Source organism: Streptomyces abyssomicinicus (assembly GCF_008974245.1).
Classification (GTDB): Bacteria; Actinomycetota; Actinomycetes; order Streptomycetales; family Streptomycetaceae; genus Streptomyces; species Streptomyces abyssomicinicus.
Window position 1 is genome coordinate 466,269 of the sequence record NZ_BBZI01000010.1, and the last position, 13,063, is coordinate 479,331.

Annotated in this window: 10 protein-coding genes and 1 pseudogene; 5 read left to right on the plus strand and 6 right to left on the minus strand. The window is 72.9% G+C overall.

Features of this window, described 5'->3' with window-relative positions; all coding sequences use genetic code 11:
• Nucleotides 1-116 precede the first annotated feature (116 nt).
• Nucleotides 117-3,389, plus strand: coding sequence for an AfsR/SARP family transcriptional regulator (locus GBN72_RS25220; RefSeq protein WP_246212864.1), 3,273 nt, complete (start codon nt 117-119; stop codon nt 3,387-3,389).
• A 1,127-nt stretch (nt 3,390-4,516) separates the two neighbouring features.
• Here the strand turns inward: GBN72_RS25220 and GBN72_RS35540 are convergent.
• A complete protein-coding gene (locus GBN72_RS35540) occupies nt 4,517-5,296 on the minus strand; it encodes a CGNR zinc finger domain-containing protein (protein ID WP_246212866.1) in 780 nt (259 codons plus the stop codon).
• Between the two features lie 60 nt (nt 5,297-5,356).
• Between GBN72_RS35540 and GBN72_RS25230 the strand changes: the two genes are divergently transcribed.
• Together GBN72_RS25230 and GBN72_RS25235 are read left to right on the plus strand one after the other, a co-directional pair.
• Nucleotides 5,357-6,352, plus strand: coding sequence for an AzlC family ABC transporter permease (locus tag GBN72_RS25230; RefSeq protein ID WP_170315368.1), 996 nt, complete (start codon nt 5,357-5,359; stop codon nt 6,350-6,352).
• The gene (locus GBN72_RS25235) at nt 6,349-6,648 is read left to right on the plus strand and encodes an AzlD domain-containing protein (RefSeq protein ID WP_151774166.1); all 300 of its coding nucleotides are present in this window, start codon (nt 6,349-6,351) and stop codon (nt 6,646-6,648) included. Before GBN72_RS25230 ends, GBN72_RS25235 begins: the two co-directional genes overlap by 4 nt.
• Nucleotides 6,649-7,185: 537 nt before the next feature.
• Here the strand turns inward: GBN72_RS25235 and GBN72_RS36105 are convergent.
• The 5 genes and pseudogenes from GBN72_RS36105 to GBN72_RS25255 all read right to left on the minus strand — a co-directional run.
• Nucleotides 7,186-7,797 (minus strand): annotated as a pseudogene (locus GBN72_RS36105) (SDR family NAD(P)-dependent oxidoreductase); the annotation flags it as partial.
• A complete protein-coding gene (locus GBN72_RS25245) occupies nt 7,794-8,216 on the minus strand; it encodes an FAD-binding protein (protein ID WP_151774167.1) in 423 nt (140 codons plus the stop codon). The gene GBN72_RS25245 and the pseudogene GBN72_RS36105, both read right to left, overlap by 4 nt.
• Nucleotides 8,213-8,725, minus strand: a complete 513-nt coding sequence (locus GBN72_RS35545) for a transposase (RefSeq protein WP_246212868.1) — start codon at nt 8,723-8,725, stop codon at nt 8,213-8,215. Before GBN72_RS35545 ends, GBN72_RS25245 begins: the two co-directional genes overlap by 4 nt.
• A 321-nt stretch (nt 8,726-9,046) precedes the next feature.
• Nucleotides 9,047-9,745: a transposase family protein gene (locus GBN72_RS35550; protein WP_281371877.1), complete on the minus strand. Its 699-nt coding sequence runs from the start codon at nt 9,743-9,745 to the stop codon at nt 9,047-9,049.
• A 206-nt stretch (nt 9,746-9,951) separates the two neighbouring features.
• Complete coding sequence (locus GBN72_RS25255; RefSeq protein WP_151774232.1) at nt 9,952-10,965, minus strand: helix-turn-helix domain-containing protein; 1,014 nt, start codon at nt 10,963-10,965, stop codon at nt 9,952-9,954.
• Nucleotides 10,966-11,036: 71 nt separating this feature from the next.
• On the opposite strand from GBN72_RS25255, the gene GBN72_RS25260 reads away from it, so the two are divergent.
• Both GBN72_RS25260 and GBN72_RS25265 read left to right on the plus strand, forming a co-directional pair.
• Nucleotides 11,037-12,332, plus strand: coding sequence for an APC family permease (locus tag GBN72_RS25260; RefSeq protein WP_151774168.1), 1,296 nt, complete (start codon nt 11,037-11,039; stop codon nt 12,330-12,332).
• A 226-nt stretch (nt 12,333-12,558) separates the two neighbouring features.
• Nucleotides 12,559-13,063 (plus strand): LOG family protein (locus GBN72_RS25265; RefSeq protein ID WP_151774169.1); only part of this gene is annotated, 505 nt, incomplete at its 3' end.

The window sequence follows — 13,063 nt, forward strand, 5'->3', positions numbered from 1 at the left end:
ATGGTGTTCCTGCTCCCGGGACTCGTGGTGTCCCGGCTTCGGGCTCCACACTGGAGGACGGCGCGCACGATCGGCTGGGGGTTCGCTGCGGGTACGGTGACCAGGTGAGATTCGGTGTGTTAGGACCCCTGTGCGTATGGACCGACAACGGGCGCCCGCTACGGGTGCCCGAGGTGAAGGTCCGGGCACTGCTCGCCGACCTACTGGCCCACCAGGGACGCCCGGTGCCGGCCGACCGCCTGGCCGAAGACCTCTGGGGGGACAGCCCGCCGGGCAACCCCGCCAACACGCTGCAGACCAAGGTGTCCCAGCTGCGCCGCGCCCTGGAGCAGGGAGAGCCAGGAGGCCGCCAGCTGGTGGCGTTCCACGCGCGCGGCTACGTCCTGCACGCCGCCGACGTGGACGCCCTACGTTTCGGCGCGCTGCTCGACCAGGCCCACGCCGCCACTGATCCGCAGGCCAAGGCCGAGCTGCTGGAGGGCGCGCTGGCCCTCTGGCGGGGCCCCGCCTACGCCGACTTCGCCGACGAGACATTCGCCCGTACCGCGGCCGTGCGGCTGGAGGAACAGCGCCTGACCGCGCTGGAGGAGCGGGCGGAGGTACGGCTGGAGCTGGGCGAGCACAGCCTGGTGGCCGACGAGCTGGGCGAGCTGGTCGCCGCGCACCCGCTGCGTGAGCGCCTGCGCGCCGCCCACCTGCGCGCGCTCTACCAGTCGGGACGGCAGGCGCAGGCGCTGGCCGGGTACGACGAACTGCGGCACAGGCTGGCCGAGGAGCTGGGCCTGGATCCCGGCCCCGAGCTCGCCGCCCTCCACCAGGCGATGCTGCGCCAGGATGCGTCGCTCGCGCCGGCACGCTCACGGACGCACCTCCCCGCCCCGCGCACGCACCTCCCCGCCCCGCGGACGAACGTCCCCTCACCGCGCACGGACCTTCCCGCCGCGCGTACGAACGTGCCCGCCCCGCTGACCGGACTGATCGGCCGGGAGCAGGCCGTGGCCGAGGCCGGCGCGCTGCTCGGCTCGGCACGTCTGGTCACGCTGACCGGTCCGGGTGGGGTCGGCAAGACCAGGCTTGCCCTGGAGATCGCCGCTCTCGCCGTCGATGCCTTTCCCGACGGGGTGTGGTGGGTGGAGTTGGGAGCGCTGTCGGGCCGGACTGCGGGGGTGACCGAGGTGGTGGCCGCCGTGCTGGACGTCCGTGACGACACGGCGACCGGTGCGCGTCCCGGTATACCCCCGAAGAGCCTGGCGCACCGGCTCGTCGATGCCGCGGGTGGCCGGCGGATGCTGCTGGTGCTGGACAACTGCGAACACGTGGCCGGACCCGTCGCCGCGCTGGTGGACCTGCTCCTCGGGGCCGCCCCGGACCTGCGCGTGCTCACCACGAGCCGCGAGCCGCTGGCACTCGCGGGGGAGATGCTGTACGCGGTACCACCACTGGAGGTTCCGGTGCCCGGAGCGGATCCGGTGCGGGCCGCCTCCGTGCGGCTGTTCATGGCCCGCGCCACGGCAGCGGCACCCGGGTTCGTGCTGGACGAAGCCGGCGCGCCCGCGGTCGCGGCGATCTGCAGGAGGCTGGACGGCCTGCCCCTGGCACTGGAACTGGCCGCCGCCCGGGTACGCACACTGGGTGTGCGCGGCGTCGCCGACCGGCTGGACGACCGCTTCCACCTGCTCACCGTTTCGGGCCGGGGACGGCCCGCCCGCCAGCAGACTCTGCGCGCGGTGATCGACTGGAGCTGGGAGCAGCTCACCGAGCGACAACAACAGGTCCTGATCCGGCTGGCCGTCCACCCGGGAGGCTGCACGCTGGTTGCGGCGGAGGCGGTGTGCGCGGATCTCGGGCGGGACGGGGCGGCGGACGTCGCCGACCTGCTGGACCAGTTGGTGGCTAGGTCGATGGTCGAACCGGTCGCGTCCGGTGCCGGGATCCGTTACCGGCTGCTGGAGTCGATCACCGCCTACTGTCTCGAGCGGATCAGCGGCGACGACCCCGTGTTCGATCGCCGCGACCTCTACTACACCGAGCTGGCCGAACAGGCCGCACCCCACCTCCACGGTCCCGCCCAACGCCAGTGGCTGGAGCGCCTGGACACCGAGGTGCCCAATCTGCGCGCCACGCTCGAGCACACAACCGACCCCGCACCGGCCCTGCGCCTGGTGGACGCCCTGGCCTGGTACTGGTATCTGCGTGGCACACACCGCGAGGGCCACGCCTTCATCACGGCGGTCCTGGCGCTGCCCGGCGCGCGGTGCTCCAGGACGGCGGCCTGGGAGGCCGGGTTCGCGATGCTGACCGGCGACGGCACCGGTCTGCTGGAGCGCAGCCGCACCGCGGCGCGGGCCGTGGACGCACGTGACGCGCGGTCACGCTGGTTCCTGGCGCTCGCGCACCTGAACTTCGGGGACGCCGCGGGGGCCGAAGTCCTGCTGACGGACGCACTGGCCGCGTTCCGCACCGCCGGCGACCGCTGGGGCGAGGCGGCGACGCTGGCGGGCCGCGCCAAACAGGCGATGTTCCAGGGTGACCACGCCCTGGCCGAACGGTCCGGCTCCCGGAGTCTGGCGCTCTTCACGGACCTCGGCGACGGCTGGGGACAACTGCAGGCGTCCGACATGCTCGGCTACCTCGCCGAGATCAACGGCGACTACGAGCGCGGCACCCGCCTGCACCGCGAGGGCCTGCGCGCCGCCGAAAACCTCAGGCTGTGGACCGACGCCTCCTACCGGCTGTCCAGCCTCGGACGGCTGGCCCTTCTGACCGCAGACCTGGACGCGTCGCGTGAGCTGCACGAGCGGGCAATGCGCCTGGCGGACGAGCAGTCCAGCAGCTTCGCCCGTGAGTTCGCCCGGGTCGGCCTCGGCCTCGTGGCCCGCCGCGCCGGCGACCTCGACACGGCCCAACGGCTCTTCGAGCAGTCGCTGGCCTGGAACCGTCGTCTGGAAACCGACTACGGCCGGCCGTTCTACGGCATGAGCCTGCTGCTGGCCGAACTCGGCTTCCTTGCCGAACAGCGCGGCGACCCGGCCACGGCCAGAACCTGGCACCTGGAAGGCTTCGCCACAGCCCGCCAGACCGGCGACCCCCGCGCCGTCGCCCTGGCCCAGGAAGGACTGGCCGGGGTCGCGGCGGCCGAGGGCGCCTGGGAAGAGGCGAGCGCCCTGCTGGAAAAAGCCACAGCACTCAGGGCATCGGTCGGCGCGCCCCTACCGGCCGCGGAACACGGCGATATCCACCGGATCACCACCGCCATCCACACCGCATCGAACCGGCAGGCACCGGGCGGGCGCACACCCATGAGCCCGCCCCCCACCGACCACACACCCGACCTGCCAGGACCGCACTCCATACCCACCCGGGAGACAACCACACGACACAGACCCTGACCCGCCAACCTACGGGCCTTCACGTCTTCGAGACTTCCCGTCCGGACTGCGGGAACTCCGCATCGGTTGGCTGTTCGCATTCCGAGCCCCTGTCGCGCGGCCTGTCACGCTCCCTCCGAATCCCCTTCTGACCTGCGCACACACGCTCCACGGGCAAGGTGAGTAACCCGGGTGTGTCAACGTGACGCTTTCCGTACCGGGCTCGGGATGGTCGAGCAGGCTCGAATGATGTGAGAGCTCTACTTGCCGGGGTGCCCGTGGTCGGGGCTGTGCTGTCGCGGTCTGTCTGGTCCGCGGCTTGATCCACTTGCACGGGAAGCGGGCTGTGCCTGCCTCGTACCCGTCAAGCTGCCGCCGTGGCGGAGATCGCTGCCGGCCCGGGGTGGCGGGAGGTGCCGTTCCTGGCCTGGGGGTGGTGGGGGGCTGGCTGTTCCCTGCTCGGGCGGGGTGCGTGTCCGAGGGGCGCTCCGGCAGTTTCTGGTCTGACTCGACGTTGGCCCTTTTTCCGGTTCCGGTATTACCGGTCTGGTGGTTTTGCAGCTGAGCCGGGTGTGCGTCGGTATCGGTCTCGACCGGGTCTGCCGCGGCCTTGCCGTGGAGTGCTTCACCCGCGGTGGGCCCGGCAGCACTGTCATGGCGCGCAGCGGCCCCGCGGTGCCGGTGACGCAGGCCGCGCACCGGCCCGATCATGAAGGCCGGCCTCTCTGCCTGCTGGGTCTCGCGGTTGCGGTGCTGGCGGAGACCGGCGCGCATCTGCGCGTGGCGGTGGTTCGGCGGCTCCCTCGCTTCCCAGTGGGCGCGGGCGTTTTGGTCGGGAGGCGCGGCGGCCGGACGGGGGGCTTTGCGCCTGCTGGTCCGGGAGGCGGCCGGGCTTGCCGACACGGGCGTCGATGTCCGCCCGGCGGTGTTGTGGGTCCTGGTCTGTGACACCGCCGGGCGGGTCCTGGTCTGTGTGGCCGGGCCGGCATGCCGGGTGGTCACGGACGCGGTGCGGCTGTACGTGGCCGTCGGTATGACGCAGGAGACACGACGCGCAGTTCTTCCACGGGCGGGCCGCGGTCGACGTGCTGCTGGTGGGACGGCTCACCGAGTTCCGCCGGCCGGCTGCGCCGCTCCTCGCCTGCGCCCTACGCCTGCGCCTGAGCGGCGGGTGACGCTTCCCGGCGGGTTCTGGCGTAGTGGCGGCGGGCGCGGTCCCGGTTGCCGCAGTCTCCCGCGCTGCACCAGCGGCGGGTCGCGTTGCGGGAGCGGTCGAGGAAGAACCATCCGCATCCGGCGCCCTCGCAGCGTCGGACGCGGTCCAGGTTGTCCCCGCCGAGCAGTTCCTCCGTCCGCAGCGCGAGCTCGTGGCGGAGTCCGTCGAGGCGGTCCGGGTCGGGCTGCCAGCGCAGGGGGAAGGTTGGGGGCAGCGCGGAGTCCTGGCGGGCCCGCGCCAGGTGGCCGCGCAGCGCTTCCCACTGTGCGGCCGGGGGTTGTGCGTCGTCCACGAGGGCGTCCAGGACCGGCAGGAGGGCGGTGCGCAGGTCCACGAGCGCCGCGGTCGCGGCCTCGGCGCGTGCGGGGTCCGCGGCGGCGGCCCGGAGCAGGGTCTCGGCGTGCTCCTGGCCGGCCGGCCCGGCGGTGGCCGCCCAGCGCGCCCACGCCTCGGGCCCCTGGACGCGGTCGGCGGTGCGGGCGGGGTCCAGCCGCCAGGCGACGGTGTTGGCGAAGTCCAGCACCGGGTGCCCGCCCACCAGGGACACGGCGGAGGCGTGGACGCTGCCGCCGGGGTCCGCCGGTACGGCCGTGTTCTCCCGTGCGCTCGTGTTCTCCCGTGCGGCCGTGTTCTTCCGTGCGCTCGTGCTTTCCGGTGCGGCCGTGCTCTCCGGTACGGCGGGGGCGGGAAGGGCCGGGCGTTGTTTCGTCACTCCTTCATCCTACGCCGGTTTCTAACAGTCAAAGTGCGTTATGGCTGTTAGGCTGATTGTATGGACAGTCTCCGATCGGAGCGCACCGCCGCCTCTGCGCGGGCGAGCTTCGTCTCCGGGCTTCGGACGGGATCCGGACTGGCCGCCGCTTCCTTCCTCCTTGCCGTCAGCTTCGGCGCGGTCAGTGCCTCGCAGGGCTGGGGGCATCTCGCGCCCGTGATCTGCTCGATGGTCGTCTTCTCGGGCTCCGCCCAGTTCGCCCTGCTGGCGGTCCTCGGCTCCGGTGGCGGGCTCATGGGCGCCGTGGCGTCCGCGGCGCTGATCAACAGCCGCTTCGTCCCGATGGGCATCGCCGTGGCCGGTGATCTGCGGGGCGGCCGGTTCCGGCGGGCGCTGGAGGGCCAGGCGGTGGTTGACGGGTCGTGGGCCGCCGCCCATCTCGGCGGCGGGCGCTTCGACCGGTACCTGCTCTTCGGCGCCACCGCCATCCAGTGGCCGGCCTGGGTGGCGGGGACCGGGCTCGGCGTCGTGGTCTCCCCCGACCCCGATCTTCTGCACCGGCTGGGACTCGACGTCCTCACCCCGGCACTCTTCGTGGCGCTCCTGTGCGACGAGGTCCGCAAGGAGCGGCTCAACCGGCTGCCCGCGCTGCTGGGCGCGCTGTTGGCGGCCGGCCTCGTCCTCTTCCTGCCGGCCGGGCCCGCTCTGGTCGGCGCGGTGCCGGCGGCGCTCGTGGCCCTCGCCCGCCGCCCCGCAGCACCCGCCGTGTCGGACACCGCAGCACCCGCAGCACCCGACACCGCAGCACCCGACACCGCAGCACCCGTCGTGTCCGACACCGCAGCACCCGCAGCACCCGACACTGCAGCACCTGCCGTGTCGGACACTGCAGCACCTGCCGTGTCGGACACTGCAGCACCCGTCGTGTCCGACACCGCATCCGTGGCCGGGCCGCCCGTCGCCGGGCCGCCCCGCCGCCCCGGGCCGCCCCGCCGGCCCGGGCCGGCCGGGGAGCCCGGGCGGCCCGTCCGCTACGACGAAGAGGTCCCGCGATGACCCTCTGGCTCGCCATAGTCGCCGTCGCCGCTCTCAGCTTCGCCTTCAAGGCTTTAGGGCCCGCCCTGGTCGGCGGGCGCACGCTGCCGCCCCGGGCGCGGTCGGTGATCGCCCTGACCGCCCCCGCCCTGCTCGCCGGGTTCATCGTGGTCGACGTGCTGGGCCCGCGGTGGAGCGCGGTGGACCTCACCCTGATCGCCGGACTCGCTGTCGTCCCGGTACTCGTCCGGACCCGGGCCCCGCTCCCCGTGACCCTGGTGGCCGCGGTCGCCGTGACGGCACTCCTGCGCCTGTAGGGCCGTGGCGGCCGCCGTCGTCACGGCGTCCGGAACCGGGCGTCCGCCGGGCGGAGACCTCCGCCCGGCGGGCGACGCCCCGGTCGGTCGGCGGGACGGACGACACCACCATCCGCACCGCCACCCCCGACGAGATTCCTGACCTGCTGGCCTCCTGTGCCCGGCCTGCCGGGAGGACCAGCATCGCCGGCCGTTGCGGTCGCCGTGCCGCCGCCCTATGCGTTCGGTCCAGAACACCCTTGCTTTCACCGGGCGCTTTGACGCGACGCCGCGGTGGCGCGCTCGACGACGGCACGGCGCGCGGCACGGAAGCAGGCACGGCACCGCCCCGGGCGGCTCGGTGCGACAAGGGCAGCAGCGGCGCGGAAGTTGTGCGGCGGAGGATGCCGGCGCTGTCGGGGAACGGCAAAGCAGGGCGTGTCCGGCGGACTTCTCAGTACGTCGCCCGGTCGCCGCTCGCGTCGTGGACCGCGCCGGTGGAGAAGCTGACCTGCTTCCGGGCACAGCCAGGCGATCAGTTCGGCGATCCTCGGTTCGGGCGAAGCGGCCCATCCAGGTCAGCGCCTGGGAGCGGGCGAGGACGGCGGGGTCGGTGTGCGCGTTCATCGGCGTGCGGACGGCCGCGGGGGCCACGGCGGGCGGCCGCGGGGCCACGGCGTTGACCAGGACGCCGGTCGTGTCGAGTTCCTTGCCGAGTGACTCGGTGAGCGCGACGACTGCGGCCTTCGACGCCGAGTAGGCGCTCCGGGCGGGGTTGCCGTCCTTGGCGGCGATGCTCGCCAGAGTGACGATGCGGCCCCATCCCGCCCCACCATCGCCGGTACGACGGCGCGGCACAGCGGGAAGGTGCCGTCGACATCGACCCGGAACGTCGTCCGCCATTCGTCGAGGCCGAGTTCGGCGAGGGGACGGGGGGCCCACGGTTCCCGCGCTGTGCACGAGGATGCTCACCGGGCCCAGCCGGTGGAGGAGCGCGGCAACGGCCTCGGGACCGGTGACGTCCAGGTACTCGTCCGCTCCCGGGGCGAGGCCGGCGGTGACGACCCGTACGCCGTGGGCGCGCAGTGTCGCCGCGGTGGCGGCGCCGACGCCGACGCCGCCGGTTCCGCCGGTGACCAGGGCGAGGGCGTCGTCGGCGTAGCTCGTCATGCGAACTCCTTGGCAATGCGGGTCGGCGGCCGGGAGAGCGATGGAGCGGCGGGTGTGTGGGGCGCTACCGGGCGGCGGCGGGCCGGGCGGCTGCCGTGGTTCAGCGGCGGCTGCCGGGGGCCGGCCAGGTGACGGGCGGCGATCCAGCCGAAGGTCATGGCCGGGCCGAGGTTGATGCCGCCGGCGGGGTAGTGGCCGCCCATCACGCTCGCCTGGTCGTCGCCGACGGCGTAAAGCCCCAAGACGAGCTCGTCCCCGTCACCCAGGACCCGGGCGTGCTCGTCGGTCGCCAGTCCGGCGAAGGTGCCGAAACTGCCGGGCACGATCCGTACGCGGGCCCACACACGAATCGCACCCCGCGGCCAAGCGCTGGGGAGTGTCTGTGAAACGGCTCTTCCAAGATTTTCGTGGTGGTTCATGGCAGGTTGAGGAGTATCTGTTGGCGGAGGAGGGGGTGGCCGGCGCGGCCGTAGGTCTGGCGTTTGAGTAGTTTGATCTTGTTGTTGACGCCTTCGGTGCGACCGTTGTGCCAAGGCAGAGTGAGGGCGGCGTCGACGGCTTTCCGGTCGCGTTCCAGGCCGCGGGTGAAGGAGTGCAGGAACGGCAGTTCGGCGTCGCGGGCGTGGGTGATCCAGTTGGTCAGGGTGGTGTCGTTGCCGTCTGCCGGTGCCAGGAGTTCGGCGAACCCGCTGATCAGAGCGGTGAGTTGTGTCATCTCGGGGCACGCCTGGGTGAGCCGGTCGCGGAGGTCTCGGTCGGCGGGTGTGAGCCGGTCGGGGTGGCGGGTCAGCAGGGCGGTGACGCGTCGTGGGGAGAGGCGCGAGTGGTCGGCTTCGGCGCGGCCTTGGTTGATGTAGCGGACAAGGAGGTTCGCGCTGCCGGTGTAGCCCAGGGCACGGATCTCTTCGAGCAGGTGCGTGGTGGGCACCCCGGGATCTTCTGTCCGGCGCCGGCGCAGGTGGCTGCGGTAGGGGTCTACGAGCGGGGGGCGGTAGTTCGGGGCTTTGATCATGTTCTCGGGGCGAGGGTGGCGGGTGTACCGCTTCACCGTGTTCATCGACAGGCCCGGCCGGCGGGCGCAGTCGCCCGGGCCGACCCCGGCCTGGCGCAGGTCGCGGATCTGCTGCCGGCGTTCCCGGGTGTCCGCGGCCCGCTTGCCCTCGATGATCGGCGGCCCGATGCCGGCCCAGCAGCCGGAGTGCGCACCGATGTCCTTCTGGGCGGCTTCGGCCAGGCCGTGCCACAGGTGTCAGCGGTCCGCGACCTGCACAATCCCCCGCCCCGCGTCAGTGATGGCCTTGGCGAAGGCGTTCGAGCCGTCCCGGCACACCGCCCGGATCCCGGGAGGGGCCTTGAGCCAGGCGGTGACCGTGGCCGGTTCCCGGTCGACCAGGACATCCAGACGCCGTCCGGTTACGGCATCGGTGAGGATCGTGGCGTACTTTTGGCCCTTGAGCAGGGCGAATTCGTCCACCCCCACCACTGGGGGCACCTCTTCCGGCTCCGGCACCGGGGTGCGCATCAGCACGTTCAGCACCGTCGTCCACGACAATTGCTGCCCCAGCGGGTGCAGCAGCCGGGCTCCCGCAGCCCCGGCCAGCGCGATCGCGACCGTCTCGACGGGCCTGCGCAGGGCCGGAGTCCGCCGCTGATACCGCTCGGTCAGCGCCTCGACCTGCTCGACGAACGTGACCCGCCCGCACCCCGGATTGCCGCGCAGCAGCCGGCGCACCGACAATTCGATCACCACCGGGCGGCTCCCGACCCGCTCATCGGCCACCCGGCGCCCGTGCCGCGAATGCACCCTGCGGGGCGCCACCCCGCACCCCGGACACGAACGCGGTACATTCTTGGTCACTGCCCTGACCAGCAGTAACTCCGGTTCCACCTTGACCGAGTCGACCCGAACCCGGGCCAGCTGCGGCCACACCTCCACGCAATCGATCATCACACAGGCAGCCTGCCGACCCCCTCCGGATCACCGGGCCGGAGCCGATAAGACGGTCACCCCACACCACGAAAATCTTGTAAGAGCCGTTCACGCTACAGACCCCGGCAGGGCCGACGCGGGGGCGGGAGTACCGCCCGGGAGGCATCCGCGGCACGAGTGCAGCGCATCGGCGCGCAGGTGCGGGGCAGTGGCCGCTGCCGCGATCAGCTGGCCGTGGAGAGGCGGTGCCGGAAGACGTGGCGGTAGGTCTGCGGGGAGACCGTGGTGAGCCGGCCGAAGTGGCGGCGCAGGTTGGCGGCGTTGCCGAAACCGGTCCGGCGGGCGACGGACTCCACCGCGTCGTCGGTGGTCTCCAGCAATTCCTGTGCCAGCCGGACCCGTTCCTGCAGGATCCACTGCAGTGGGGTGGTGCCCAGCGTGTCGCGGAAGCGCCGTGCGAAGGTGCGTTCGCTCAGGTGCGCCTGCTGGGCCAGGCGGGCCACTGTCAGCGGTTCGTGGAGCCGCTCGCGTGCCCAGTCCAGCACCGGGCCAAGACTTTCGTCGCGGCGCCGGGCGCGTGGGGGGAGCGGCTTGGCGTACTGGGTCTGGCCGCCCTCCCGGTGCGGTGGGACGACCATGCGCCGGGCCACCTCGTTGGCGGCTGCGGAGCCGTGGTCGGCGCGGACCAGGTGCAGACAGGTGTCGATGACGGCTCCGGTGCCCGCCGAGGTGAGGACCGTGCCGTCCTCGATGTAGAGCGAGGACGGGTCGTAGGTGACGCCCGGGAAACGGTGGGCGAAGTCCACCGCGTTCATCCAGTGCGTGGTCGCCCGCCGTCCGTCGAGCAGCCCGGCGGCGGCGAGCACGTACGCGCCGCTGCACAAGGAGACGATCCGCCGCCCCCGCGCGTGCGCGTCCCGCAACGCCTCCAGCAGGCCCGGCGGCGGATCGAGCTGGACGCGGCGCGGGCAGGCAGCGACCACCACGGTGTCCGCCTCCGCGAGATCCTCCAGACCGAACGGGGTGCTCAGCGTCAGACCGGCCGAGGTGCGCAGCGGCCCCGGCTCGGCGGCGCACAGCCGCAGCTCGTACCAGGGGACGACGATGTCGCTCCGGTCCGTCCCGAACACCTCGCAGGGTACGGCCAGCTCGAAGGTCGCCGCGCCGTCGACCACTGCCACCGCGACCACGTGCGCTCTGCCCGCCGCGGGCCCCGCGCCGCCACCGCCGTTGTTCATGGCAGAAATGTAGCGCATGCGGTCCTTTCCGCCACTGGTCGAGGACGTGCGGCGGCCCGGAAGGTTGACCCATGCCACAGCACAACCCTTCCTCCGCCGGACGGCTCACCGTCGCGCAGGGCACCGCCCTGTCCGTGGGCGCCGTACTCGGCACCGGCGTCATCGCCCTCCCCGCGCTCGCCGCCGACATCGCCGGACCCGCCTCGCTGCTCGCCTGGATTGCCCTAGTGGTCCTCTCCGTGCCGCTCGCCGCCGCCTTCGCCGCCCTCGGCGCGCGCCACGCCGACGCGGGAGGCGTCTCCACCTACGCCCGGCTCGCGTTCGGCGAGCGGACCGCCACCGTCGCCGGATGGTGCTTCTACCTTGCGATACCGCCGGGCGCCACAGTCGCAGCCCTCTTCGGCGGCTCCTACTTCTCCGCAGCGCTGGGCGGCGGCACGGCCACCACCGTCGGCACGGCAGTCGCGCTGATGGCCACCGTCACGGTCGTCAACGCCACCGGCGTCCGGCTCACCGGCCGACTGCAGGTCATCCTGTTCGCCCTGCTGCTGACCCTACTCACGGTCGCCGTCCTGTTCTCGCTGCCCCACGCCACCACTGCCAACCTCCGTCCGTTCGCGCCGCACGGCTGGTCTGCCATCGGCCCCGCGGCGGCCCTGCTGGTGTTCTGCTTCGCCGGCTGGGAGGCGGTCGCACACCTCGCCGGCGAATTCCGCCGCCCCGACCGCGACCTGCCCCGGGCCACCGCGGCCGCCGTCGTCATCGTGGGCATCGTCTACCTGGCCGCCGCCTTCGCGGTGATCACCGTCCTCGGACCCAGCGCCGCCCGCTCCGGAGCGCCACTCGGCGACCTCATGGCCAAGGGCCTGGGCGACGGCGCGCGCCCGCTCGCCGCGGTGGCCGCACTGCTGCTCACCTTCGGCACCATGAACGCCTACTACGCGGGCGCCGCCAAGCTCGGCGCAGCCCTCGGCCGGGACGGCGCGCTGCCCCGCTGGTTCGCCCGAGGCAGCACGGCGGGCGAGACCCCGCGGCGCAGCCTGTTCTTCGTCTCAGCCCTCGCCCTGCTCACCCTGCTCGCCGTCGGGACCTCCGGAACGGGGGCGCAGCCGGCGGTCATGCTCTCCGCCGCCTCCTTCTCCGTGGTCTACGCCATCGGCGTCGCCGCCGCCATCCGCCTGCTGCCACGCGACAGCTGGGGCCGCCGCTCCGCCTGGTCCGCCCTCACAGCGGTCCTCGCCCTCCTCGCGCTCTCCGGCTCCTACCTGGTCTGGCCGCTCCTGGTGTCCTGCGCGGCCCTGCTCTCCGTCCGCGTGACCCGCCGCCGACGCACCAAGAGCGACATGACGCTCGTCACGGCAACCTGAGCGACCCTCCCACACCGAATCCCGCTCGGGCCGGCGGACAAGTGGCGGATCCCTGCCGCCAGGGCACCCGCATGGTCCCCTTCGGCCAAGCCGCAGCCATCCTTCAAACACAAAGACCGAACCCACTGCGGAGGAAGACGTGCAGATGTCTCCTGCCCGCTCCGGCAGCTCCCCACTGTCGGCACTCGCCGTGTAAACCGGCTCGGCCCACGGCTCCGGCACCACCATGCGCCGCTCAGTAGCCGACTTCGGCGCGTACCTGGCCGACCAGGGCATCACCCTCGTCCACGGTGGCGGGCGCGTCGGACTGATGAGCGAGATCGCCGATGCGGTTGTGGACGCGGGCGGTAAGGCCATAGGAGTCATGCCTCGCCACCTGGTCGACCGCGAGCTGGCCCACGACCGGCTGACCAAGCTGCACATCGTCGACACCCTTCACGAGCGCAAGGCCCGCATGACCGAGCTCGCCGACGCCTTCGTCGCCCTGCCTGGCGGCCCGGGAACCCTCGACGAGTTCTTCGAAGCCTGGACCTGGGGACAACTCGGCCTGCACCGCAAGCCCCTTCGCATGTGCTGCAGCGCAGTATTCGCACGGCGTCGTCAAGCGTCGGCCCCAGGCAGTGGCGGCATCGCCTCCTTCCACCGCTCGGGGTGGGACAGGTGGCAGCCGGTGGGGCACCAGCGATCCTTGATGACCTCTCGCTGCGGGAAGGAGAACTGGGCGCTGAGGA

What these genes read in the sequence shown, in the direction of transcription:
- GBN72_RS25230 (WP_170315368.1), top strand. Translation starts at nt 5,357, where the DNA reads ATGGACAGTCTCCGATCGGAGCGCACCGCCGCCTCTGCGCGGGCGAGC.
- GBN72_RS25235 (WP_151774166.1), top strand. Translation starts at nt 6,349, where the DNA reads ATGACCCTCTGGCTCGCCATAGTCGCCGTCGCCGCTCTCAGCTTCGCC.
- GBN72_RS25245 (WP_151774167.1), bottom strand. Translation starts at nt 8,216, where the DNA reads ATGAACCACCACGAAAATCTTGGAAGAGCCGTTTCACAGACACTCCCC.
- GBN72_RS35550 (WP_281371877.1), bottom strand. Translation starts at nt 9,745, where the DNA reads ATGATCGATTGCGTGGAGGTGTGGCCGCAGCTGGCCCGGGTTCGGGTC.
- GBN72_RS25255 (WP_151774232.1), bottom strand. Translation starts at nt 10,965, where the DNA reads ATGAACAACGGCGGTGGCGGCGCGGGGCCCGCGGCGGGCAGAGCGCAC.
- GBN72_RS25260 (WP_151774168.1), top strand. Translation starts at nt 11,037, where the DNA reads ATGCCACAGCACAACCCTTCCTCCGCCGGACGGCTCACCGTCGCGCAG.